The organism is Streptomyces cirratus, from assembly GCF_014650775.1.
Taxonomy (GTDB): domain Bacteria; phylum Actinomycetota; class Actinomycetes; order Streptomycetales; family Streptomycetaceae; genus Streptomyces; species Streptomyces cirratus.
The window spans coordinates 847,261-869,859 of sequence record NZ_BMVP01000002.1; the positions used below are offsets into that span (position 1 = coordinate 847,261).

General features: G+C 70.8%; 24 protein-coding genes. 13 read left to right on the plus strand and 11 right to left on the minus strand.

Features of this window, described 5'->3' with window-relative positions:
- Window positions 1–17 precede the first annotated feature (17 nt).
- Complete coding sequence (gene mce, locus IE207_RS08895) at window positions 18–446, minus strand: methylmalonyl-CoA epimerase (RefSeq protein ID WP_190183461.1); 429 nt, start codon at window positions 444–446, stop codon at window positions 18–20.
- A 137-nt stretch (window positions 447–583) separates the two neighbouring features.
- Between mce and IE207_RS08900 the strand changes: the two genes are divergently transcribed.
- The gene (locus IE207_RS08900) at window positions 584–1,798 is read left to right on the plus strand and encodes an acetyl-CoA C-acetyltransferase (protein WP_190183462.1); all 1,215 of its coding nucleotides are present in this window, start codon (window positions 584–586) and stop codon (window positions 1,796–1,798) included.
- A gap of 11 nt (window positions 1,799–1,809) precedes the next feature.
- Window positions 1,810–2,772: a methylmalonyl Co-A mutase-associated GTPase MeaB gene (gene meaB / locus IE207_RS08905; RefSeq protein ID WP_190183463.1), complete on the plus strand. Its 963-nt coding sequence runs from the start codon at window positions 1,810–1,812 to the stop codon at window positions 2,770–2,772.
- Between the two features lie 170 nt (window positions 2,773–2,942).
- Here meaB and IE207_RS34060 read toward each other — a convergent pair whose 3' ends face one another.
- From IE207_RS34060 to IE207_RS08925, 5 genes are all read right to left on the minus strand, one after another.
- Window positions 2,943–3,017, minus strand: coding sequence for a 50S ribosomal protein bL37 (locus IE207_RS34060; protein WP_099895366.1), 75 nt, complete (start codon window positions 3,015–3,017; stop codon window positions 2,943–2,945).
- Window positions 3,018–3,119: 102 nt separating this feature from the next.
- Complete coding sequence (locus tag IE207_RS08910) at window positions 3,120–3,596, minus strand: MarR family winged helix-turn-helix transcriptional regulator (RefSeq protein ID WP_190183643.1); 477 nt, start codon at window positions 3,594–3,596, stop codon at window positions 3,120–3,122.
- 82 nt (window positions 3,597–3,678) lie between these two features.
- Window positions 3,679–4,512: an AIM24 family protein gene (locus tag IE207_RS08915; protein WP_190183464.1), complete on the minus strand. Its 834-nt coding sequence runs from the start codon at window positions 4,510–4,512 to the stop codon at window positions 3,679–3,681.
- A complete protein-coding gene (locus tag IE207_RS08920; protein ID WP_190183465.1) occupies window positions 4,509–5,159 on the minus strand; it encodes an AIM24 family protein in 651 nt (216 codons plus the stop codon). The genes IE207_RS08915 and IE207_RS08920 overlap by 4 nt, the downstream gene beginning before the upstream one ends.
- Complete coding sequence (locus IE207_RS08925) at window positions 5,159–5,797, minus strand: AIM24 family protein (RefSeq protein WP_190183466.1); 639 nt, start codon at window positions 5,795–5,797, stop codon at window positions 5,159–5,161. The genes IE207_RS08920 and IE207_RS08925 overlap by 1 nt, the downstream gene beginning before the upstream one ends.
- Before the next feature lie 159 nt (window positions 5,798–5,956).
- Between IE207_RS08925 and IE207_RS08930 the strand changes: the two genes are divergently transcribed.
- The 5 genes from IE207_RS08930 (at window position 5,957) to IE207_RS08950 (ending at window position 9,873) form a co-directional block, all read left to right on the plus strand.
- A complete protein-coding gene (locus tag IE207_RS08930; RefSeq protein ID WP_190183467.1) occupies window positions 5,957–6,298 on the plus strand; it encodes a DUF3817 domain-containing protein in 342 nt (113 codons plus the stop codon).
- A 340-nt stretch (window positions 6,299–6,638) separates the two neighbouring features.
- Window positions 6,639–7,148, plus strand: a complete 510-nt coding sequence (locus tag IE207_RS08935) for a MarR family winged helix-turn-helix transcriptional regulator (protein ID WP_190183468.1) — start codon at window positions 6,639–6,641, stop codon at window positions 7,146–7,148.
- Window positions 7,149–7,229: 81 nt separating this feature from the next.
- On the plus strand, window positions 7,230–7,559 hold the full coding sequence (locus IE207_RS08940) for a DUF3817 domain-containing protein (RefSeq protein ID WP_190183469.1): 330 nt from the start codon (window positions 7,230–7,232) through the stop codon (window positions 7,557–7,559).
- Between the two features lie 145 nt (window positions 7,560–7,704).
- Window positions 7,705–9,405 (plus strand): coenzyme B12-dependent isobutyryl-CoA mutase large subunit, encoded by a 1,701-nt coding sequence (icmA, locus tag IE207_RS08945; RefSeq protein ID WP_190183470.1) that lies wholly within the window; start codon window positions 7,705–7,707, stop codon window positions 9,403–9,405.
- 147 nt (window positions 9,406–9,552) lie between these two features.
- The gene (locus IE207_RS08950) at window positions 9,553–9,873 is read left to right on the plus strand and encodes a hypothetical protein (protein ID WP_190183471.1); all 321 of its coding nucleotides are present in this window, start codon (window positions 9,553–9,555) and stop codon (window positions 9,871–9,873) included.
- On the opposite strand, the gene IE207_RS08955 is transcribed toward IE207_RS08950, so the two are convergent.
- Window positions 9,839–10,477, minus strand: coding sequence for a TetR/AcrR family transcriptional regulator (locus tag IE207_RS08955; protein ID WP_190183472.1), 639 nt, complete (start codon window positions 10,475–10,477; stop codon window positions 9,839–9,841). The genes IE207_RS08950 and IE207_RS08955 overlap by 35 nt on opposite strands.
- A gap of 251 nt (window positions 10,478–10,728) precedes the next feature.
- Between IE207_RS08955 and IE207_RS08960 the strand changes: the two genes are divergently transcribed.
- The 4 genes from IE207_RS08960 to IE207_RS08975 all read left to right on the plus strand — a co-directional run bounded on the left by IE207_RS08960 (window position 10,729) and on the right by IE207_RS08975 (window position 14,919).
- Complete coding sequence (locus IE207_RS08960; RefSeq protein ID WP_190183473.1) at window positions 10,729–11,721, plus strand: tetratricopeptide repeat protein; 993 nt, start codon at window positions 10,729–10,731, stop codon at window positions 11,719–11,721.
- Between the two features lie 581 nt (window positions 11,722–12,302).
- Window positions 12,303–12,953 carry a DUF6230 family protein gene (locus tag IE207_RS08965; protein WP_190183474.1) on the plus strand — a complete coding sequence of 217 codons (651 nt, stop codon included), beginning with the start codon at window positions 12,303–12,305 and terminating at the stop codon, window positions 12,951–12,953.
- Window positions 12,954–13,061: 108 nt separating this feature from the next.
- Complete coding sequence (locus IE207_RS08970) at window positions 13,062–13,631, plus strand: DUF6114 domain-containing protein (protein ID WP_190183475.1); 570 nt, start codon at window positions 13,062–13,064, stop codon at window positions 13,629–13,631.
- A complete protein-coding gene (locus IE207_RS08975) occupies window positions 13,621–14,919 on the plus strand; it encodes a hypothetical protein (RefSeq protein ID WP_190183476.1) in 1,299 nt (432 codons plus the stop codon). Before IE207_RS08970 ends, IE207_RS08975 begins: the two co-directional genes overlap by 11 nt.
- Before the next feature lie 96 nt (window positions 14,920–15,015).
- Here the strand turns inward: IE207_RS08975 and pyk are convergent, their stop codons facing one another.
- From pyk to pta, 3 genes are all read right to left on the minus strand, one after another.
- Window positions 15,016–16,446, minus strand: a complete 1,431-nt coding sequence (gene pyk / locus IE207_RS08980; protein WP_190183477.1) for a pyruvate kinase — start codon at window positions 16,444–16,446, stop codon at window positions 15,016–15,018.
- A 62-nt stretch (window positions 16,447–16,508) separates the two neighbouring features.
- Window positions 16,509–17,723: an acetate kinase gene (locus IE207_RS08985; RefSeq protein ID WP_190183478.1), complete on the minus strand. Its 1,215-nt coding sequence runs from the start codon at window positions 17,721–17,723 to the stop codon at window positions 16,509–16,511.
- A gap of 57 nt (window positions 17,724–17,780) precedes the next feature.
- Window positions 17,781–19,910: a phosphate acetyltransferase gene (gene pta / locus IE207_RS08990; RefSeq protein ID WP_190183479.1), complete on the minus strand. Its 2,130-nt coding sequence runs from the start codon at window positions 19,908–19,910 to the stop codon at window positions 17,781–17,783.
- 233 nt (window positions 19,911–20,143) lie between these two features.
- Here pta and IE207_RS08995 point away from each other — a divergent pair, with 233 nt between their 5' ends.
- Window positions 20,144–21,169 carry an ATP-dependent 6-phosphofructokinase gene (locus IE207_RS08995; RefSeq protein ID WP_190183480.1) on the plus strand — a complete coding sequence of 342 codons (1,026 nt, stop codon included), beginning with the start codon at window positions 20,144–20,146 and terminating at the stop codon, window positions 21,167–21,169.
- A gap of 23 nt (window positions 21,170–21,192) precedes the next feature.
- Here the strand turns inward: IE207_RS08995 and IE207_RS09000 are convergent, their stop codons facing one another.
- Window positions 21,193–21,882 (minus strand): helix-turn-helix domain-containing protein, encoded by a 690-nt coding sequence (locus tag IE207_RS09000; protein WP_190183481.1) that lies wholly within the window; start codon window positions 21,880–21,882, stop codon window positions 21,193–21,195.
- Window positions 21,883–22,207: 325 nt separating this feature from the next.
- Here IE207_RS09000 and IE207_RS09005 point away from each other — a divergent pair, with 325 nt between their 5' ends.
- Window positions 22,208–22,597, plus strand: coding sequence for a MerR family transcriptional regulator (locus tag IE207_RS09005; protein ID WP_190183482.1), 390 nt, complete (start codon window positions 22,208–22,210; stop codon window positions 22,595–22,597).
- Window positions 22,598–22,599 lie beyond the last annotated feature (2 nt).

Here is a 22,599-nt window from a genome sequence, read left to right on the forward strand (position 1 = left end):
GCCGGGGAATCGGGCTATCAGTGGTCAGGGTTCGAGGTGACCAGTTCGGTGAGTACGCCGTGGCAGTCCTTGGGGTGCAGGAAGGTGATCCGGGAGCCCATCGAGCCGGTGCGGGGCTCGTCGTAGAGGACGCGGACGCCCTTGCCGCGGATGGCCTCGGCGTCGCCGTCGACGTCGGCGGTGCCGAAGGCGATGTGGTGGACGCCCTCGCCGTTCTTGGCCAGCCACTTGCCGACCGCGGAGTCCTCGCGGGTGGGTTCCAGGAGCTGGAGGTACGAGGCCCCGCCGTCGGAGGTTTCGTTGATCTTGAGCATGGCCTCGCGAACTCCCTGCTCCTCGTTGACCTCGGTGTGGAACACCTCGAAGCCGTACGTGGCACGGTAGAACTCGACGGTCTTGTCGAGGTCGAAGCAGGCGATCCCGATGTGGTCGATTCTTGTCAGCATGGGAACAGTGCACAGCTGAGGAGGGTGGTCACGCAACGTGCCAGCGATCACACCGACAGCCCGATGACTGGGCGGGTACCGCTCAGTACATTCGGGTAAACCCTCGTTCACTCCTCTCATCCAAGGGGCTGTGCCTCATGTCCGGAACGAACAACACCACTTCCGTGATCGTCGCCGGGGCCCGCACGCCCATGGGGCGTCTGCTCGGCTCGCTGAAGTCCTTCTCGGGCGCCGACCTCGGCGGCTTCGCCATCAAGTCCGCGCTGGAACGGGCCGGGATCTCCGGCGACCAGGTCCAGTACGTGATCATGGGACAGGTGCTCCAGGCGGGCGCGGGCCAGATCCCCGCCCGCCAGGCCGCGGTCAAGGCCGGCATCCCCATGAGCGTGCCCGCGCTCACCATCAACAAGGTGTGCCTCTCGGGCCTCGACGCCATCGCCCTCGCGGACCAGCTGATCCGCGCCGGGGAGTTCGACATCGTGGTCGCCGGCGGCCAGGAGTCGATGACCAACGCCCCGCACCTGCTGCCGAAGTCCCGCGAGGGATTCAAGTACGGCGCCATCGAGATGCTCGACGCGATGGCCTACGACGGCCTCACCGACGCGTTCGAGAACATCGCCATGGGCGAGTCCACCGAGAAGCACAACACCCGCCTGGGCATCGAGCGCGCCCCGCAGGACGAGTTCGCCGCCGCCTCCCACCAGCGGGCCGCGGCCGCCCAGAAGAACGGCGTCTTCGAGGCGGAGATCACCCCGGTGGAGATCCCGCAGCGCAAGGGCGACCCGGTGATCTTCGCGCACGACGAGGGCATCCGCCCCGAGACCACCGTCGAATCCCTCGGCAAGCTGCGCCCCGCGTTCGCCAAGGACGGCACCATCACCGCCGGAACCTCCTCGCAGATCAGCGACGGCGCCGCCGCCGTGGTCGTGATGAGCAAGGCCAAGGCCGAGGAGCTGGGCCTGGAGTGGATCGCCGAGATCGGCGCGCACGGCAACGTGGCCGGACCGGACAACTCGCTCCAGTCGCAGCCCTCGAACGCCATCCAGCACGCCCTCAAGAAGGAGGGCCTGGAGGTCGCGGACCTCGACCTGATCGAGATCAACGAGGCGTTCGCGGCGGTCGCCGTGCAGTCAATGAAGGACCTCGGCGTGACCCCGGAAAAGGTGAACGTCAACGGCGGCGCCATCGCCCTGGGACACCCGATCGGCATGTCCGGCGCCCGCGTGGTGCTGCACCTGGCCCTGGAGCTGGCCCGGCGCGGCGGCGGGGTCGGCGCGGCCGCCCTGTGCGGCGGCGGCGGTCAGGGTGACGCCCTGATCGTCCGCGTGCCCGGCAACGGCGCGAAGGCGTAGGTACCGCGAGGATGACGACGGTGGACGTCCCCACGCTGGTGGCCCAGGCCCGAGAGGGCCGCCCGCGGGCCGTGGCCCGGCTGATCTCCCTGGTCGAGGGGGCGTCCCCGCAGTTGCGCGAGGTGATGGCCGCCCTGGCCCCGCTGACCGGCGGGGCGTACGTGGTGGGCCTCACGGGCTCCCCGGGCGTGGGCAAGTCCACGTCCACGTCGGCCCTGGTGTCGGCCTACCGCAAGGCCGGCAAGCGGGTCGGCGTGCTCGCGGTGGACCCGTCCTCGCCGTTCAGCGGGGGCGCCCTGCTCGGCGACCGGGTGCGCATGTCCGACCACGCCTCCGACCCGGGCGTCTACATCCGGTCCATGGCCACGCGCGGCCACCTGGGCGGTCTGGCCTGGGCGGCGCCGCAGGCGATCCGGGTGCTGGACGCGGCCGGCTGCGAGGTGATCCTCGTCGAGACGGTCGGGGTCGGGCAGTCGGAGGTGGAGATCGCCTCGCAGGCCGACACCTCGGTGGTGCTGCTGGCGCCGGGCATGGGCGACGGGATCCAGGCCGCGAAGGCGGGGATCCTGGAGATCGGCGACGTGTACGTGGTGAACAAGGCCGACCGGGACGGCGCCGACGCGACCGCCCGGGAGCTGAACCACATGCTCGGCCTCGGGGAGTCCCGCGGGCCGGGGGACTGGCGGCCGCCGATCGTCAAGACGGTCGCCGCCCGCGGCCAGGGCATCGACGAGCTGGTCGAGGCGCTGGAGAAGCACCGGGCGTGGATGGACGAGCGCGGGGTGCTGGCCGAGCGCCGGACCGCCCGCGCCGCCCGGGAGGTGGAGACCATCGCGGTGACGGCGCTGCGGGCCCGCATGGCGGACCTGCACGGCGACGCGCACCTGGGGACCCTCGCAGCCAAGGTCGCCACCGGCGAGCTGGACCCGTACGCGGCCTCCGACGCACTGCTGGCGACGCTGACGGAAGCCTAGGACCCGGACCCGGACCCGGACCCGGACCCGGACCCGGACCCGGATCCGGACACCGGACTCGGATCCGGACCCGGACACCGGACTCGGATCCGGCCCGGACACGCGCGAGCGCCGCGCCCCCGTCATCGCGGGGCGCGGCGCTCGTGGATCTGTGGGGCGGGCTTCCGCGGTCAGGCGTTGGGACGCTTGCCGTGGTTCGCCTTCTTCTTCTTGCGTGCTCGCTTCTTGTTGCCGCGCTTGGCCATGAGCCGCTCCCTCGAAGATCGGGTACTCCGGGCGTCCGCCAGTCTAGGCGCGCCGGGTCCCCCGCGCAGGCCCACTCGCCGTTCCGGGCGGACGGCGCGCGGTCAGGCCTTGCCGCGCTGGTCGCGCAGGTGGTCGGCCACCGGCGCCAGGGAGGCGCGCAGCGCCGCCAGGTCCTGCGGGCTGAGCAGGTCGATGAAGTGCTGCCGTACGGACGCCACGTGGCGCGGAGCGACCTTGCGCATGGTTTCCATGCCCTCGTCGGTGAGCACCGCGTACAGGCCGCGGCGGTCGGACTCGCAGTTCACCCGGGTGACCAGTCCGGCCGACTCCATCCGGGTGATCTGGTGGGAGAGCCGGCTCTTCGACTGGAGGGTGGCGGTCGCGAGGTCGCTCATCCGCATCCGGTGGTGCTCCGACTCCGAGAGGTTCACGAGGATCTCGTAGTCGTTGTTGGTGAGTCCGAAGGGCTGGAGATCCTTTTCCAGCTGGTGCATCAGCAGTCTGCTGACGTCCAGGTGAGTGCGCCAGGCGCACTGCTCCGCGTCGGTAAGCCAGCGCGTGGCCGTCTCGGTCTCCATGGTCTCCATGACTGAAAGTCTACCTAAGAAGTTGAATTGCGTACAAAAATAGGACGGGGCCGAAGACGGTCACGGTACGCGCTCACAGCCCCAAGCGCCGTTGCAGATCACCCAGCTGCCCCGGCATCCGCGGTACGCCGAGCTGTCCCAGCGGCCCCTCACCCGCCCCCGGGACCCCCTGGTTCTGTCCGCCGACGGCGCCGGTGCCCACCGCCCCGACCGCCTGCTCCGCCATCAGCGTCTCCGACGACTGCAGCAGCACCGTCCCCGCCCCCACGAACTCGAACTGGTGCTCCTCGCCCGAGGAGCCGCCCAGGCCCGTCAGCGAGCGCAGGCCGCCGATCACCCCGGACATGTACCCGTGGTCGTAGTGGTGGCACGGCGAAGGGCAGTCCGCCCACCCCACCAGCGCCTGGGGGTCCACGCGCAGCGGCGGCTCCATGAACACCACCGGCCCGTTGGACGCCGCCACGAACTTCCCGGTGCCGATCAGCGTCAGGAAGCCGGGGACGATCGACTGCTTGAGGGCCAGGGTGGGCTGGTAGGCCAGCAGGTTCCCCGACCGGATCGTCAGGTTCCCCTCGTCCAGGTCGTACGAGTTCACATCGAAGGCCCGGTCGGCCAGCAGCATCTTGCCCTGGCCCTCGGCGACCACCCAGTCGCTCGCGTGCAGCGGCGAGTGGAAGCTCGTGCGCAGCAGCCGGTCGAACCGGCCGTTGCCGACGCCGTTGAACTCGATGCTCCCGTAGTACGAGATCATCTTGCCCTTCTGCAGGAACCACTGGCCGCCCTTGAGCTCCACGCAGAAGGTGTACGCGTTCACGTTGTCGTCGCTGGGCAGCGTGTGCGGGTCGAAGACGGTCGGGCCGCCGGGGCCGCCGCTCGCGGGACCGTTCGTTCCGGAGTAATACGTCACAGCTTCTCCTCCGAGGCCTGTACGTACACGGCGCCCTGGCCGGACAGCTCCAGCTGGAACGCCTCGCCCGAACCGCGTCCGACCATGTCCCGCCAGCCGAGCGCCGTGGAGAGCTTGTTGCGCACGTCCCCGTGGTGGGCCACGTACGCCTGCGGGTCGACGTGGACCGGCCGCTGGGGCGTGATGGGCAGCTCGATGACCCCGCCGTGGGCCATCACGGCGACCGAGCCGTGGCCCTTGAGGGTGGTGGTGAACAGGCCCTGGCCGGTCACCTGGCCGCGCACCATGCCCATGACGCCGCCCTGCGAGCCCATGAACATCGTGCCCTGCTGGAGGGTTCCGTCGAAGGCGAGCAACCGGTCCGCCTCCACGTACAGGGTCTCGCCGGACAGGTTGATCACCTGGATGTGGTGGCCGCCGTGGCCGAACATCACGGTGCCGCTGCCCTCGACCGTCATCAGCGGGGTCTGCTCGTTCGCCACCCGGCGCCCGATCATGCCCATGACCCCGCCCTGGCCACCGGTCAGGCTCGGGGTGAAGGACACCTCACCGCGGTAGGCGAGCATCGCCCCGCGCTGGCTGTACATCCTCTGCCCGGGCACGACCTGGGCCTCGACCATCTTCGAGTTGATCTCGCGGAACGGCATCAGAGGTCGCCCCCGATGGTGTTGCGCTCGCTGGGCTGCACGTACACCAGGCCCTCGCCCTCGAAGCGGATCTGGAAGGACTCGCCCGAGCCCTCGCCGATCAGCGTGCGGAAGTTGATCCCGGACTGGAACGACTGCCGGAGGTTGCCGGTGTGCGCGATGTACGCCCCCGGGTCCACGGACAGCGGGTACTGGGCGCTGACGCGCAGCACCACCGCCGGGCCGTCCGACATGATCGCCGCCTGGCCGGAGCCCTCGACGGTGGTGGTGAACAGGCCGTTGCCCGTCGCCCCGCCGCGCAGGCCGGTGAAGGTGGTGCCGGTGCGCAGCCCCGCGTCGGTGCACAGCAGGTTGCTGGCCTCGACGTGGAGCTTCTCGCCGTGCAGGTTGACCAGGTTGATCTCGCTCGCGCGGTCGGCGAAGAAGCAGGTGCCGTGCCCCTGCACCTCCATCACGGTCATCTGTTCGCCGGTCAGCCGGCGGGTCACCATGCCGCGCAGGCCTTCGCCGCCGCCGGTCATCTTCTTGAAGGCCATCTGGCCGTCGTACGCGACCATGGAGCCGTTTTTCGCTTTCACGGCGTCCCCGGTCAGGTCGACGGCGAGCACCTTGCTGCCTTGGAGTCGGAACTGAGCCACGGGGAGACGGTATCGGCAGGGGGCCGGGCCGAACAGTGGCCCCTGCCCGATATCCGCCACGAAGGGCCTGTCCGGCGGCGCACGGGGGCCCGGTCAAGATCTCCGCGGGCGGCTGAGAGACTGGTTCGGACCATCGCCTCGACCCCCCGAAGGTTCCTCGTGGACATCAAGACCGCCTCCGCCCTGCACCGGCTGCGCCTCGTCTCCGTACCGGAGGCGCTGTCGTTCCCGGCCCTGCTGATCTTCGGCTCGCTGCTCAGCCGGATCTCGGACATCAACCTGGTCATGCCCCTGGGCGCGCTGCACGGCATCCTCTTCGTCCTGTACGTGGTGTTCCTGCTGGACGTCTGGAACCGGGCCAAGTGGCCGGCCAAGAAGGTCGCGCTGTTCTTCCTGCTGGCCCTGGTGCCCTTCGGCGGTCTCTACGGCGACCGGGTGCTCAAGCGTGACGAGGCCGACAGCGTGGTGGCGGCCCGGGCGCGCGCCGAGGCCGCGGCCTGACCGCCGCCCGCTGATCCCGCCCGCGCCCCCGGCCCACCCGCCGGGGGCGTCCGCATGCCGCCGCACCGCACCGCACTGCCGCGCACGTCCACCCGTACGGCCCTGAGCGCGCGGCCCTGAGCGCGCGGCCCGCCGCGGAACCGCCCCGTCGGCGGGGTGCAGTTGGCACTTCCGGGGCATCAAGCGGGCGTACGGGTCCGACCCGCGGGCGGAGCGGTACGCGCCCGTCGACCCGGTCCCGCCCCGCCCTCTTCCTCACTCGGGCGCGGCGGATCCCGTGCGGGGGCCGAAGCGTGAGACGGGGCTGACCGTCAAATGACCGCCCGGTAGGGTCTGGCGGGTGTCCAAGCCGCTCAGCCTTCCCTTCGACCCCATCGCCCGCGCCGACGAGCTCTGGCAGCAGCGCTGGGGGCCGGTGCCCTCGATGTCCGCGATCACCTCGATCATGCGGGCGCACCAGATCCTGCTCGGCGAGGTCGACGCCGTCGTGAAGCCGTACGGTCTGACCTTCGCGCGCTACGAGGCGCTGGTGCTCCTCACCTTCTCGCAGGCCGGTGAACTGCCGATGTCGAAGATCGGGGAGCGGCTGATGGTCCACCCGACCTCGGTGACGAACACCGTGGACCGCCTGGTGCGCTCGGGGCTGGTGGACAAGCGCCCGAACCCGAACGACGGCCGCGGCACGCTCGCTTCCATCACGGACAAGGGCCGCGAGGTCGTCGAGGCCGCCACCCGGGACCTGATGGAGATCGACTTCGGGCTGGGCGCGTACGACTCCGAGGAGTGCGGCGAGATCTTCGCGCTGCTGCGCCCGCTGCGGGTGGCGGCCGGGGACTTCGAGGAGAAGTGACGCGCAGGGGTGCGCGGCGTCACAGGGCGGCCGCGGGGCCCGCGTCAAGATCGCGCATATCGGACAGCTAGTCTCGGTGGCATGAAAAAGAGCGTGCTGACCCGGTACCGGGTGATGGCCTTCGCCACCGCCGTGATGCTGCTGGTGCTGTGCACCTGCATGATCTTCAAGTACGGATTCGACAAGGGCGCGGACCTGACCCTGGTGGTCTCCCAGATCCACGGCGTGCTCTTCATGATCTACCTGGTCTTCGCCTTCGACCTGAGCTCCAAGGCGAAGTGGCCGTTCGGCAAGATGATCTGGGTCCTGGCGAGCGGCACCATCCCGCTCGCCGCGTTCTTCGTCGAGCGCAAGGTCCGCGCGGAGATCGAGCCCCTGGTCACCGACGGCCTGGCCACCGCCCGGGCGTAGGCCCCGCGCGGGCGCCCGCCCCGGCCCGCCGGCGGCCCGCGCCTCGCGTCCGGCTCGCGCCAGGCCTGGATCCACCTGCCCCCGGGAGGACTCCCCGGGGGTTTGCCATCGACATTTACTAGGACGTCCTAGTAAATTCATGGGTATGGACGCTGACGCCATCGAGGAGGGCCGCCGACGCTGGCAGGCCCGGTATGACAAGGCCCGCAAGCGCGAGGCCGATTTCACGACGCTCTCCGGAGATGACGTCGACCCCGTCTACGGGCCCCGCCCCGGAGACTCGTACGAGGGATTCGAGCGCATCGGCTGGCCGGGGGAGTACCCCTTCACCCGCGGCCTGCACGCCACCGGCTACCGCGGCCGGACCTGGACCATCCGGCAGTTCGCCGGGTTCGGGAACGCCGAGCAGACCAACGAGCGCTACAAGATGATCCTGGCCGCCGGCGGCGGCGGGCTCTCGGTCGCCTTCGACATGCCGACCCTCATGGGCCGCGACTCCGACGACCCCCGCGCGCTCGGCGAGGTCGGCCACTGCGGGGTCGCCATAGACTCCGCCGCCGACATGGAGGTCCTGTTCAAGGACATCCCGCTGGGCGACGTCACCACCTCCATGACCATCAGCGGGCCCGCCGTCCCCGCGTTCTGCATGTACCTGGTCGCCGCCGAGCGGCAGGGCGTCGACCCCGCCGTGCTCAACGGCACGCTCCAGACCGACATCTTCAAGGAGTACATCGCCCAGAAGGAGTGGCTCTTCGAACCGGAGCCGCACCTGCGCCTCATCGGCGACCTCATGGAGTACTGCGCGAACGGCATCCCGGCCTACAAGCCGCTGTCGGTGTCCGGCTACCACATCCGTGAGGCCGGGGCGACGGCCGCTCAGGAGCTGGCGTACACCCTCGCCGACGGCTTCGGATACGTGGAGCTGGGCCTCTCCCGGGGCCTGGACGTCGACCACTTCGCCTCCGGGCTCTCCTTCTTCTTCGACGCACACCTCGACTTCTTCGAGGAGATCGCCAAGTTCCGCGCCGCCCGCAGGATCTGGGCCCGCTGGATGAAGGAGGTGTACGGCGCGAAGTCCGACAAGACGATGTGGCTGCGCTTCCACACCCAGACCGCCGGTGTCTCCCTCACCGCCCAGCAGCCGTACAACAACGTCGTGCGGACCGCCGTCGAAGCCCTCGCGGCGGTCCTCGGCGGCACCAACTCGCTGCACACCAACGCCCTCGACGAGACCCTCGCGCTGCCGAGCGAGCAGGCCGCCGAGATCGCCCTGCGCACGCAGCAGGTGCTGATGGAGGAGACCGGCGTCGCCAACGTGGCGGACCCGCTGGGCGGTTCCTGGTACGTCGAGCAGCTCACCGACCGCATCGAGGCCGACGCGGAGAAGATCTTCGAGCAGATCAAGGAGCGCGGTCTGCGCGCCCACCCCGACGGCCGGCACCCGATCGGGCCGATCACCTCCGGCATCCTGCGCGGCATCGAGGACGGCTGGTTCACCGGCGAGATCGCCGAGTCGGCGTTCCAGTACCAACGGGCGCTGGAGAAGGGCGACAAGCGGGTCGTCGGTGTCAACGTCCACCACGGCTCCGTCACCGGCGACCTGGAGATCCTCCGCGTCAGCCACGAGGTCGAGCGCGTCCAGGTGCGCGAGCTCGCGGAGCGCAAGGAGCGGCGCGACGCGGCGAAGGTCGAGCGGTCGCTGGAGGCCATGCTGGCCGCCGCGCGGGACGGTTCGAACATGATCCCGGCGATGCTGGACGCGGTACGCGCCGAGGCCACGATGGGCGAGATCTGCAACGCCCTGCGGGACGAGTGGGGCACGTACACCGAGCCGCCGGGCTTCTGAGGCCGCCGGGCCACGGGCCCGCGCGCAAGGACGTGGAACGGCCGGTCGGGTCCCGACTACGGTGGCGGACGTGACCGGTCTTCCCCTTCCTGGCCGGGGCTCCCTGTTCCCGGCCTGCCTATTGCCGTGCGCGGGGTGAGCGTCCGCGTGCTGAAGCAGACCGGCTGCGGACCGTACGCGTACGTCGTCCTCGACTTCGAGCCGCCCGGCCCCGGCGGCGGGGCGGAGTTCCTGCACGCCGTGCCGGGGTCGCGGCTGCCCGGCGGGTTCCTGCCCGCCCTGTGGGAGGGCGTCCGGGAAGGGCTCGGCGGGGTGGCGGCGAGCGCGCTGCTCACCGACGGGGGCTTCCACGAGGTGGACTCCCGCGGCGCGGGCTACCGTGAGGCCGGCCTGTACGCGGGCCGGGCCGCGCTCGCGGCCGTAGGGCGGGGCTTCACGCCCCGGGCGCGCCCCGGAGGCCGTGCATGAGGAGCGTCGTGAAGGCGGCGACCCAGAGTTCGTCCACCGGTTCGCAGCTCACCAGCGCCCGGTGGACCACCGTGCCCGCGATGACGTCGAAGATCAGGTCGGTGGTGTGCCCGGTGAGCGACTCGTCCTCCTCGTACGGGAGTTCCCCGCGGGCCTGCGCACGTTCGCGTCCCAGTACGACGAGACGTTTCTGCCGGTCGACGATCGCCGACCGGATCCGGTCGCGCAGCGCCGGGTCCCGGGTGGACTCGGCGACCACCGCCATCAGGGCCGTACGGGCCTCCGGGCGCCCCAGCAGCTGCGCGAACTGGAGCACCACGTGCTCGATGTCGGCTTCGAGCGAGCCCCGGTCGGGAAGTTCCAGCGCGTCGAAGAGCTCCGCGACCGCGTCCACCACCAGCTCGTTCTTGCCCGCCCAGCGCCGGTAGAGGGTGGTCTTCGCGACCCCCGCCCGGGCCGATACGTCCCCCATCGTCAGCTTCGACCAGCCCAGCTCCACCAGCGCCTCCCGCGTCGCCGCCAGGATCGCCGCGTCCGCCGCCGCGCTGCGGGGACGGCCGGTGCGGCCGGGCGGGGAGCTGGGGCCGGGGCTGGGGTTGCGCATGGCCGAGACCATACCCGCCAGTAGGGCAGCGGCCGGGACCCCGCTCGCTGTGGTTCAGATCACGGCACCCGGATGCCCGCACGGGGTCCCCGCGAGTTACGCTACGGCTCGTAGCGTAAGAGCGACAACCACGCGAAGCTACAGGCGCCAGGTGGGGACCCGGCGCCACAGGGGGACACCGGCGCGGTAATTTCCGGGCCGGCTTGCCCGATCTTTTTCGTCGGCGCGCGCACACGGGGGAGGATGTACGCATGCAGCCCAGAAACATGTCCATGAGCGGCGTCGTCGACCTCGCCGCGGTGAAGGCGGCCGCCGACGCGAAGGCCAAGGCCGAGCAGGCGCGCGCCGAGGCGGCCCGGCAGGGCGGCGGCGCGTCCGCCGGCGCCGTACCGCCGTCCGCACTCGTCATCGACGTAGACGAGGCCGCCTTCGACAGCACCGTCATCCGCCTCTCCGACCAGGTTCCGGTCGTCCTCGACTTCTGGGCCGAGTGGTGCGAGCCGTGCAAGCAGCTCGGCCCGCTGCTGGAGCGGCTGACCGTCGAGGCGAACGGCCGGCTCGTACTGGCCAAGATCGACGTCGACGCCAACCAGATGCTGATGCAGCAGTTCGGCATCCAGGGCATCCCGGCCGTCTTCGCCGTGGTGGCCGGCCAGGTGCTGCCGCTGTTCCAGGGCGCGGCCCCGGAGCAGGAGATCCGCGCGACGCTGGCCCAGCTGGTCCAGGTCGCCGAAGAACGCTTCGGCCTGCTCGGGCTCCAGGTCGACCCGGCCGCCGAAGGCGCCCCGGAGCCGGCCGCGGCCTCCGCCGCCGGTCCCGCCGCCGGTCCGTACGACGCGCTGCTGGAGGCGGCGGTCGTGGCGCTGGACGCCGGTGACCTGGCCGGAGCGGTGCAGGCGTACAAGAACGTGCTGGTCGACGACCCCGGCAACACCGAGGCGAAGCTGGGGCTGGCCCAGGCCGAGCTGCTCTCCCGGGTCCAGCACATGGATCCGCAGGCGGTGCGCGCGGCGGCGGCCGGGAATCCGAAGGACCCGCAGGCGCAGATCGCCGCGGCGGACCTCGATCTGGTCGGCGGCCACGTGGAGGACGCCTTCGGGCGCCTCGTGGACACGGTGCGCGTGACGTTCGGTGAGGACCGGGACGCCGTACGGCTGCGGCTGCTGGAGCTGTTCGAGGTCATCGGCGCGGACGACCCGAGGGTCTCGGCGGCCCGGACTGCGCTGGCCCGGGTGCTGTTCTAGGCGGCGTGTCGCGGGTGGTGCGCCACCGGCGATTTGTTGACACGGAGATAAACAGCGGCCGCGCTTTGCCAAAACTTGGCAATCGCGGCTGCTGTTACTCCCAGTAAATCGAACCCCGTGTTCTGTCCGGTTGGTTCGTATTCCTCCTCATTGTCGTGGCCCTGGGTAACACCCTGTGTTGCTGCCCGACGACGGCGCGCCGCACCGTGGTTATCCAGCCGTTACCCGCCAGTAACGAACCCCCTTGTGTACAGGCCGGGAATGGACCACGATCGGCGACGCTCGGTCCTTCCCGCAGAGCCGCTCATCCGGAGCCGCGGCGAGGGTCCCCACCGAGCCGGCCGGTGGCAGTGGCACCGGCCGTAGGACAGGGGGGTCTTCGCCGCACCGGCGGAGCCTGTCCTCCTGGTTGCGCGAACGCGTGGCCCAGTGGTTGTCGCTCGGGGGTGAACGCCGGTGTACGCGACGCGGCTCTGCTGCGGCTCGGGCACCTGCGCTCCTTCCCGAGGACGTAGCACTTCTCCCATCCCAGGACGGGCACGGCCCGGACCGGAGATGTACGTCCGAGAAGGAGGAACAAGATGAGTTCTCAGGTTCGTGGTGGGACCAGATGGAAGCGCTTCGCGCTCGTCATGGTGCCGAGCATCGCGGCCACGGCCGCGGTCGGTGTGGGACTGGCGCAGGGTGCCCTCGCGGCGTCCTTCAGCGTCTCCGGCCAGGACTTCAAGGTCTCGGCCGACAAGCTGGACGGTGACGACCTGCTGCAGTACGGCAGCGTTGCCAAGGGCAAGGGCCTCGACGGCAAGGACGCGGCGCACCCGGTCACCATCTCCGGGTTCCGGCACGCCGAGATCACCAACATGTGCCAGTCGCTGGTGACGCCGATCCCCGGCCTCGGCGCGATCACGATGAAGCTCCAGACCGGCAACAAGGGCAAGCCCGCGGTCGCGGAGAACATCTACCTGGACGTCGCCGAGCTCGACACCGACGCCACGTTCACCAACCTCGACATCGGTGTCGCGGTGGACGCGGCGGCCGACAAGGACCACCCCACCGCGCCGCAGGCCGGCACGGTGGCCAACGGTGCCCTGTTCTCGCAGCGCGCCAAGAAGGCCGTGCTGACGAACGTGCGCCAGAAGGCGTGGGCGACGACGGCGGGCACCTTCACGCTGCCCGACCTCAAGCTGCGTCTGCTCAGCGGTGACCAGCCGTGCTACCAGGACGAGAAGTAGTCGTTCCCGGCAGGTGAGCGGTAGAGGCGGGCGGTGGCGGCCGTCGCCGCCCGTCCCTCCGAGCACCACAGAGTTCTCCGTACCACCGTTTCCAGGGAGCTGTTGTCCATGAACCCCCAGGCCCCGGTTCGCGCCGCAGACGACGCTTGGCTCACCGTGGTGTACTACCGCTTCCGCGCCTGGAGGGGCGGCCGGCCCTTCTGGGCGGGCCTGTTCACTCTCATCGGCGGTTTTCCCATCGCGTACTTCCCCTACGCGGACCTCCGGCTGGGCAACATCACCATCGCCATGGCGACCACCGCGGGCGCGGGTTCGCTGATCATCGGCATCCTGCTGATGACCCTCGGCGTGGCCCTCTGGTTCCAGCAGGGCATCCGGGTCTTCGCCGGTGTGGCGTCGATCCTCCTCGCCCTGGTGTCCCTGCCGGTGTCCAACCTCGGCGGTTTCTTCATCGGCTTCCTGTTCTCGCTGCTCGGCGGGGCGCTCGCGCTGTCGTGGGCACCGGGCAAGCCGGCCGGACCCGAGGCCGAGGCCGAAGGGGTGACGGACCACGCGCCGGCGTACGCGGACGCCCCCGTGGGCGGCGTCCCCGGTCAGCGCGGCATGGAGACGGCCTACCCGAGCTACCCGAGCGAGACGACTGCCCACGCCGATGGCGGGAGGAACAGTGCGGGGTGACGAGACGCAGCAGGGCGTGGTCCCTGACGCGCAGTCCCGCGAAAGAAGGGGTCCGCGGCACGCGGCGCCCCGGAAGTCGCTGCTGAACAAGATCCAGATACCCGTCGGCAAGACGATGGCGCTGGCGGCGATGCCGACGGCCGTGTTCGTCGGGATGGGCCTCGCCCCGAAGCTGGCCCTGGCCGACGACAAGGACATCCCCTTCGCGCCCGGCCCGTGTGTGACCCGCTCCGACGAGCCCACGCAGTCGGCGTCCCCGACGCCGTCCGGCTCGCCCTCCACCTCCGCCTCGCCCTCGCCCGGCGCGTCCGCGTCACCCGGCGCGAGCGCGGCACCGAAGCCCGGGCCGACCCCGTCGGCTTCGAAGCCCGCCGCCGAGGCTCCGAAGTCGGTGCCGAAGCAGAGCGCCCCGCAGTCCGCCTCTCCCTCGCCCTCGGCGTCCGCGCCGGCGGCGAAGCCGAAGAACCCGCTGGACCCGCTGGGTGTCGGCGACGCGCTCTCGGGCCTGGTCGGAGGGCTCACCAAGCCCCTCCAGGACGCGACGAAGCCGGCCACCCCGGCGACTCCCGCGCCCACCAAGACCGCCACGCCCGCCCCGGACCCCTCCGCGGACGCGATCCGCGAGGCGGCCAAGAAGGCGGGCGCCTCGGTCCAGGAGCTGCCGCAGGACGTCAAGGACACCGCCAAGACCCCGAAGGACGAGACGGGCAAGACGGGCAAGACGGCCGGCGACGGGCCGACGGCCTCGCCCTCCCCGTCCGGTTCCCCCGCGGCGGCCAAGGACGCGGACGGGAAGGAACCCTTCCCCTGCCCGACCTACGACGCCAAGGCCCTCGCCGACGCCTCCCTGGAGCAGGGCATCCCGCTGCTGCCGGACGAGCCGTGGTACCTCGACAGTTCGATGCTGACCCTCTACGGCCTGGACTACGCGGGCATCGTCGAGGTGAAGACGGCGGGCGGCAAGACCAAGAAGGTCCTCAAGTTCACCGCGGACTCCCTGGACATCAAGGACCTCTACCAGACGGTCGGCAAGACGGGCAACGTCGCCCACCTCAAGTCCCGCCCGGGCTCGACGTCCACGATCCGCGGCGGCAAGGTGACGATGTACACCGAGAGCCTCAAGGGGAACCTGTTCGGGCTGATCCCGATCGAGTTCACCCCGAACTCCCCGCCGCCCCTGAACGTCCCCTTCGCGTTCTTCACCAACGTCAAGGTCGTCCAGGCCGGCCAGTTCGGCGGCAACCTCACGGTCCCGGGCCTGCACAACTACGTCGGTCCCCCGGAGTAACCCGAGAAATGAAGCGAAGCTCCCGGCGGCGTTGCGCTGCCGGGAGCTTCGTCGTGCCGTCCTCGGTCTCTGTGCGGCAGAGGAGGAGCGGGTGGGTCAGGCGCTGAGTGCGCCGCCCAGGTGGTGGACGCGGACCATGTTGGTCGTGCCCGGGACGCCGGGGGGAGAGCCGGCCGTGATCACCATGGTGTCGCCGGTGTTGTAGCGGCCGAGCTTGAGCAGCTCGCCGTCCACCAGGTCGACCATCGCGTCCGTGGTGTCCACGTGCGGGACGATGTAGGACTCGACGCCCCAGCTCAGCGTGAGCTGGTTGCGGGTGTTCTGGTCCGTGGTGAAGGCCAGGATCGGCTGCTGCACGCGGTAGCGCGAGAGCCGCCGGGCCGTGTCGCCGGACTGGGTGAAGGCGATCAGCGCCTTGCCGCCGAGGAAGTCGGCGATCTCGCAGGCCGCGCGGGCGACGGAGCCGCCCTGCGTACGGGGCTTCTTGCCCGGGACCAGCGGCTGGAGGCCCTTGGACAGGAGCTCCTCCTCCGCCGCCGCGACGATCTTCGACATCGTCTTGACGGTCTCGATCGGGTAGGCGCCGACCGAGGACTCCGCCGACAGCATGACCGCGTCCGCGCCGTCCAGGATCGCGTTGGCGACGTCGGACGCCTCCGCGCGGGTGGGGCGGGAGTTGGTGATCATCGATTCCATCATCTGGGTCGCGACGATCACCGGCTTGGCGTTGCGGCGGCACATCTCGATGAGCCGCTTCTGCACCATCGGCACCTTTTCGAGCGGGTACTCGACGGCCAGGTCGCCACGGGCCACCATGACGGCGTCGAAGGCGTCCACCACGGCGGCCATGTTCTCGACGGCCTGCGGCTTCTCCACCTTGGCGATGACGGGGACCCGGCGGCCGACCTCGTCCATCACCTTGTGGACGTCCTTGACGTCGTTGGCGTCGCGCACGAAGGACAGGGCGACCATGTCGCAGCCCATCCGCAGCGCGAAGCGCAGGTCGTCGATGTCCTTCTCCGACAGGGCCGGGACGTTCACGGCCGCGCCGGGCAGGTTGATGCCCTTGTGGTCCGAGATGACACCGCCCTCGATGACGATGGTCTTGACGCGGACGGCGTCGACCTCGGTGACCCGCAGCTCGACGTTGCCGTCGTTGATCAGGATCGGGTCGCCCTTGGCGACGTCGCCCGGCAGGCCCTTGTAGGTGGTGCCGCAGATGGACTTGTCGCCCGGGACGTCCTCGACGGTGATGGTGAACTCGTCACCGCGCACCAGCTCGACGGGACCCTCGGCGAAGGTCTCCAGACGGATCTTCGGGCCCTGGAGGTCGGCGAGGACGCCGATGGCGCGCCCGGTGTCCTCGGAGACCTTCCGGACGCGGTCGTACCGCTCCTGGTGTTCTGCCTGGGATCCGTGGCTGAAGTTGAATCGGGCCACGTTCATGCCTGCCTCGGTGAGCGCTTTCAGCTGCTCATACGAGTCGACGGCGGGGCCCAGCGTGCAGACGATTTTGGAACGGCGCATGGAGCGGATCCTATCGGTTTGTTTCGTAGCGGAATATTCCGTCTGGTGGAAAGTCCAAGTGACTACTGGGTAACCAGCGCGTAGACCTGGGCGGCGATCTCCAGCTCCTCATCCGTCGGTACCACGGCCACGGCCACCCGGGCGTGCGCCGCCGAGATCACCCGCGGCTGCGCCGAGCGCACCGCGTTGGCCTCCGGGTCGAGCGCGAGGCCCAGCTCGCTCAGCCCGTCCACCGCAGCCTCCCTGACCTGGTGGGCGTTCTCGCCGACCCCGGCCGTGAACGTCACCGCGTCCACCCGCCCGAGCACGGCCGAGTAGGCGCCTATGTACTTCTTCAGCCGGTGGACGTACGCCGCGAACGCCGTCGACGCCGCCTCGTCCCCCTCGCCCGCGCGCCGCAGCACCTCGCGCATGTCGTTGTCGCCGCACATGCCCAGCAGACCGCTCTTCTTGTTCAGTAGCGAATCGATCTCATCCACCGAGAGGCCGCCTACCCGCGACAGGTGGAAGATCACGGCCGGATCAAGATCACCCGACCGGGTCCCCATGACCAGCCCTTCCAGCGGGGTCAGGCCCATCGACGTCTCCACGCAGACCCCGCCCCGCACGGCCGAGGCCGAGGCGCCGTTGCCCAGGTGCAGCACGATCACGTTGACGTCCTCCACCGGCCGTCCGAGGAGGGCGGCGGTCGCCCGCGACACGTAGGAGTGGGAGGTGCCGTGGAACCCGTACCGCCGGATGGAGTACTTCTGCGCCGTCTCGGCGTCGATCGCGTACCGGGCCGCGTACTCCGGCACCGTCGCGTGGAAGGCCGTGTCGAAGACGGCGACCTGCGGCAGATCGGCGCGCAGCGAGCGGGCCACCTCGATGCCGGTCACGTTGGCCGGGTTGTGCAGCGGGGCCAGCGGGATCAGGCTGCGGATCTCCGCCAGCACCTCGTCGTCGACCACCGTCGGCCGGGTGAAGCGGGTCCCTCCGTGCACCACCCGGTGGCCCACGGCGGCCAGTTCGGGGGAGTCCAGCCCCAGCCCGTCGGCGGCCAGCTCCGCCGCGACGACCCGCAGCGCGGCCTCGTGGTCGGCGACCGCCCCGGTGCGTTCGCGCTTGCCGCCTGCGGCGCCGGGTCCGGTCAGCGGCTCGTGCACGAGCCGGGACGTGCCCTCGCCGATGCGCTCGACCAGGCCGCCGGCGAGGCGGGAGGAGTCCGCCATGTCGAGCAGCTGGTACTTCAGCGAGGAGGAGCCGGAGTTGAGGACGAGGATGCGTGATGCGGTCACAGGTGCGGGAGCCTTCACTGGTGAGGTGGTTGCCGAAACGGGCGTGGGACGTACGGGTCAGCCGGCCGACGGCTGCTGCCGGGCGGCAGACGGGTCGGGCGACTGGGCAGGCGACCGGGCGGCCGACTGGGCCTGGATCGCGGTGATCGCCACCGTCGTGACGATGTCCTGGACCAGGGCCCCGCGTGACAGGTCGTTGACCGGCTTGCGAAGCCCCTGGAGCACCGGACCGACCGCGACGGCGCCCGCCGAGCGCTGCACGGCCTTGTACGTGTTGTTGCCCGTGTTCAGGTCGGGGAAGATCAGCACGCTCGCCCGCCCGGCCACCTCGGACCCGGGCAGCTTGGTCGCGGCGACGGAGGGTTCGACCGCGGCGTCGTACTGGATCGGCCCCTCGATGAGCAGGTCGGGCCGCTGCGCGCGGACGGTCTCGGTGGCCTTGCGGACCTTCTCCACGTCAGCGCCGGTCCCGGAGGTGCCGGTGGAGTACGAGAGCATCGCGATCCGCGGCTCGACACCGAAGGCGGCGGCGGTGGCGGCGGACTGGACGGCGATGTCGGCGAGCTGCTCGGCGCCCGGGTCCGGGTTGACCGCGCAGTCCCCGTAGACCAGGACCTGGTCGGCCAGGCACATGAAGAAGACCGAGGAGACGATGGACGCCTCCGGCTTGGTCTTGATGATCTCGAAGGCGGGCCGGATGGTCGCGGCGGTGGAGTGCACGGCGCCGGAGACCATGCCGTCGGCCAGGCCTTCCTGGACCATCAGGGTGCCGAAGTAGTTGACGTCGGTGACCACGTCGTGGGCCAGCTCGACGGTCATGCCCTTGTGGGCGCGGGCCCGGGCGTAGTACTCGGCGAAACGCTCACGCAGGGGTGAGGTCGCCGGGTCGATCAGCTGGGCGCCCGAGATGTCGATGCCCAGGTCGGCGGCCTTCTTGAGGATCGCCGGCTCCTCGCCGAGCAGGGTCAGGTCGCAGACCCCGCGCCGCAGCAGCACGTCCGCGGCGCGCAGCACCCGCTCCTCGGTGCCCTCGGGCAGCACCACCCGGCGGCGCTCGGCGCGGGCGCGCTCCAGCAGCTCGTTCTCGAACATCATCGGCGTGACCCGCTCGGAGCGGGCCACCGAGAGCAGGTCCCGCAGCTCGGCGGTGTCCACGTGCCGCTCGAACAGGCCGAGCGCGGTCTCCAGCTTGCGCGGGGTCGCGGAGTTCAAACGGCTCTGGAGCGAGAAGAGTTCCGCGGCCGTCGGGAAGCTGTTCCCGGCCACCGACACCACGGGCGTACCGGGCGCCAGCTTCGAGGCCAGCGTCAGGATGTCCCGGCCGGGGCGCTCGTTCAGCGTCAGCAGGACCCCGGCGATGGGCGGGGTGCCCGAGGTGTGCGCGGCCAGCGCGCCGATCACCAGGTCGGAGCGGTCCCCGGGGGTGACGACCAGGCAGCCGGGGGTCAGCGCGCCCAGGAAGTTCGGCAGCATCGCGCCGCCGAACACGAAGTCGAGGGCGTCGCGCGCCAGCCCGGCGTCGTCCCCCAGCAGCACTTCGCCGCCCAGCGCCCGGGTGATCTCGGCGACGGTCGGGGCGGAGAGGGACTTGTCGTCGGGCAGGACGTAGCAGGGCACGGGGAGGCGGGCGGCCAGCCACTCGGCTATGACGTCCCGGTCCTCGGCGGCCACCCGGTTGACCGCCATGGCCACCACGTGACAGCCCAGGCCCTCGTACGCCCGGTAGGCGTTGCGGGCCTCCGCGCGCACGGCCTCGGCGGAGTGCTTCGTACCGCCCACGACGGGCACGACCACGGCCCCCAGCTCGTTGGCGAGGCGGGCGTTCAGCGCGAGCTCGTCCGGCAGGTTGGTGTCGGCGTAGTCGGTGCCGAGCACCAGCACGACCTCGTAGTCACGGGCCACCCGGTGGTAGCGCTCGACCAGCCTGGAGACCAGCTCGTCGGTGCCCTTCTCGGCGAGGACGGCGGAGGCCTCGTGGTACTCCATGCCGTACGCGGACGCCGCGTCCTGGTCTATCCGGTAGCGGGCCTTCAAGAGGTCGAAGAGCCGGTCGGGGCCGTCGTGCAGCAGCGGACGGTAGACGCCCACCCGGCCGGTCTGCCGGGCCAGCAGCTCCATGATCCCCAGCTCGACGACCTGCCGGCCGTCCCCCCGCTCGATGCCGGTCACGTACACGCTGCGCGTCACGCGTGCTCTCCGTCCATGTTGATCGATCTCACCGGGACGGTTGTCCCGGTTAGGGTGGGCTTGACCTCTTGACAATACCTCTGAGCCTAGCTAAGGGACCTGCCGGGAAAGAGCGCCCCACCCCGGCCCCGTGGAACAATCGGACAGGGGTCCAGTAATACGCCCTTCATGTGTACGGCCGCCCGCCCGCACGCGTACGGCCAGGTACGACCAGGAGCAGGAGACACAGCACGATGCGTATCGGAGTTCTCACCGCAGGCGGCGACTGCCCGGGGCTGAACGCCGTCATCCGGTCGGTCGTACACCGTGCGCTGGTCGGACACGGAGACGAAGTCATCGGCTTCGAGGACGGCTTCAAGGGCCTGCTCGACGGCCACTACCGCCCCCTGGACATCAACGCCGTCAGCGGCATCCTGGCCCGCGGCGGCACGATCCTCGGCTCGGCGCGCATGGAGCGCGCCCGGCTGCACGAAGCCGCCGAGCACGCGCAGGAATTGTCGACGCGGTACGGCATCGACGCGCTGATCCCGATCGGCGGCGAGGGCACGCTGACCGCCGCCCGGATGCTGGCGGACGCCGGCATGCCGGTCGTAGGGGTGCCGAAGACCATCGACAACGACATCTCCTCCACCGACCGCACCTTCGGGTTCGACACCGCCGTGATGGTCGCCACCGAGGCCATCGACCGCCTCAAGACCACCGCCGAGTCCCACCAGCGGGTCATGGTCGTCGAGGTCATGGGCCGGCACGCGGGCTGGATCGCCCTGGAGTCCGGCATGGCCGGCGGCGCCCACGGGATCTGCCTGCCGGAGCGCCCGTTCGAGGTGGACGCCCTGGTGAAGATGGTGGAGGAACGCTTCTCGCGCGGCAAGAAGTTCGCGGTGATCTGCGTGGCCGAGGGCGCGCACCCGGCCGAGGGCTCCATGCCGTACGAGAAGGGCGAGATCGACGCGTACGGGCACGAGCGCTTCGCCGGCATCGGCAACCGCCTGGCCGTGGAGCTGGAACACCGCCTGGGCAAGGAGGCCCGCCCGGTCATCCTCGGCCACGTCCAGCGCGGCGGCACGCCCACCGCGTACGACCGCGTCCTCGCGACCCGGTTCGGCTGGCACGCCGTGGAGGCGGTGCACCGCGGCGACTTCGGCAACATGACCGCCCTGCGCGGCACCGACATCGTCATGGCTCCCCTCGCCTCCGCGGTCACCGAGCTCAAGCGGGTCCCGGACCACCGGATGTACGAGGCCGAGTCGGTCTTCTGAACCGGCCCCGCCGGCGCCGGGTCCTACCTCGCGCCGGCGGCCACCGCCCAGAAGCGGTCCACGATCTGCGAGAGGTACTCCCGGCCGGCGTCGCCCGTCGCCGTCGCACCTCCGCCGCCCCAGCTCAACGTCGCCAGCATCAGCGACTGGTACTCGCCGTGCATCTTCTCCAGCACCCGGTCCAGGTCCGCCCGGGGCACCGGCAGCAGCTTGGCGAGCGGCTTCGCGTACGCCTGCCAGCGCGTGGTCACCGCGCTCCGCAGCGACTCGGCCAGCTCCTGCTCCTTGCCGGTCGCGATCACGTACTGCGCCGGGCTCAGCCCCAGCGTCGCGGCGAGGGCGGCCGACTGCCGTTCGTTGCCCTTCCAGCGGCCGGAGTCCTCCATCTTCTGGTACGCGTTCGTCTCCAGCCCGATGCGCCGGGCCAGCTCATCGGGGGCCAGGCCCCGGGCCATGCGGTGCTCGCGGAGGGTCACCGGCTCGGCGAGCAGTTCGCCGGGGGCGCACCACAGCACGCCGGCGAGCGCGGTGAGTTCGGCGGAAGTCGGCGAAATCTCGCCACGCTCCCACGCCATCACGGTCTCGGGCGAGACCGTCAGACCGTACTGGGCGCGCAGGCCAAAAGCGACATGACCGGGAGCCATGCCCAGGGCCGCGCGCAGGCGACGCGCGGCGGGGGCATTGAAAGGGGGGCTGGAATGCACAGGGCACACGGTAGGAGTTGCCAAGCCGTGGCGACTACAGACCGTTCAAACAAGCTCATAACTCGTAGGAAAGTCCTATAGAGTTCGGCGCTTTGGGTGGGTTTCCCGGCGACCGTCCGGTAATCGGATGGAGCGAAGATCCAATTTCAGCGTACGGATTTCGCCACCCCATTTCCGGATTACCGGAACAACCGCCGAGTGATCCCCGTCACGGCCGTGAACCGGCCACCCGCCACCTGCGTGATCCATGGCGGGGGCCCTCGCATACGGGGGTGGCGAGGGCCCCGAAACGCCTCCTTGCCTTGACCTCGGCGTCAAGGCTTACGGTCTCGGCATGCGAATCGGTGAACTGGCGGAGCGGGCCGGGACCAGCACGCGGACCCTGAGGTACTACGAGTCGCGCGGGCTGCTGCCCGCCCGGCGTACCGGCAACGGCTACCGCACCTACGACGAGGACGACCTGCTCCTGCTGCGCCAGATCAAGGTGCTCCAGGACTTCGGCTTCGAGCTGGAGGAGACCCGGCCCTTCGTGGAGTGCCTGCGCGCCGGACACCCGGCCGGGGACTCCTGCCCGGCCTCGCTCGCCGTCTACCGGCGCAAGCTCGCGGAGCTCGACGCGGTCATCGGCCGGCTGGCCGACGTGCGGGAGACGGTCGCGCGCCAGCTCGCCGAAGCCGAGGAGGCGGCCGGAGGGGCCGCCGCACCCCGCTGCGAACTGACCTGACC

Bases quoted from the DNA above. Each gene is read 5' to 3' on its own strand.
- mce (WP_190183461.1), bottom strand. From the start codon at position 446: ATGCTGACAAGAATCGACCACATCGGGATCGCCTGCTTCGACCTCGAC.
- IE207_RS08900 (WP_190183462.1), top strand. From the start codon at position 584: ATGTCCGGAACGAACAACACCACTTCCGTGATCGTCGCCGGGGCCCGC.
- meaB (WP_190183463.1), top strand. From the start codon at position 1,810: ATGACGACGGTGGACGTCCCCACGCTGGTGGCCCAGGCCCGAGAGGGC.
- IE207_RS08910 (WP_190183643.1), bottom strand. From the start codon at position 3,596: ATGGAGACCGAGACGGCCACGCGCTGGCTTACCGACGCGGAGCAGTGC.
- IE207_RS08920 (WP_190183465.1), bottom strand. From the start codon at position 5,159: ATGCCGTTCCGCGAGATCAACTCGAAGATGGTCGAGGCCCAGGTCGTG.
- IE207_RS08940 (WP_190183469.1), top strand. From the start codon at position 7,230: ATGAAAAAGAGCGTGCTGACCCGGTACCGGGTGATGGCCTTCGCCACC.
- icmA (WP_190183470.1), top strand. From the start codon at position 7,705: ATGGACGCTGACGCCATCGAGGAGGGCCGCCGACGCTGGCAGGCCCGG.
- IE207_RS08955 (WP_190183472.1), bottom strand. From the start codon at position 10,477: ATGCGCAACCCCAGCCCCGGCCCCAGCTCCCCGCCCGGCCGCACCGGC.
- IE207_RS08960 (WP_190183473.1), top strand. From the start codon at position 10,729: ATGCAGCCCAGAAACATGTCCATGAGCGGCGTCGTCGACCTCGCCGCG.
- IE207_RS08965 (WP_190183474.1), top strand. From the start codon at position 12,303: ATGAGTTCTCAGGTTCGTGGTGGGACCAGATGGAAGCGCTTCGCGCTC.
- IE207_RS08970 (WP_190183475.1), top strand. From the start codon at position 13,062: ATGAACCCCCAGGCCCCGGTTCGCGCCGCAGACGACGCTTGGCTCACC.
- pyk (WP_190183477.1), bottom strand. From the start codon at position 16,446: ATGCGCCGTTCCAAAATCGTCTGCACGCTGGGCCCCGCCGTCGACTCG.
- IE207_RS08995 (WP_190183480.1), top strand. From the start codon at position 20,144: ATGCGTATCGGAGTTCTCACCGCAGGCGGCGACTGCCCGGGGCTGAAC.
- IE207_RS09005 (WP_190183482.1), top strand. From the start codon at position 22,208: ATGCGAATCGGTGAACTGGCGGAGCGGGCCGGGACCAGCACGCGGACC.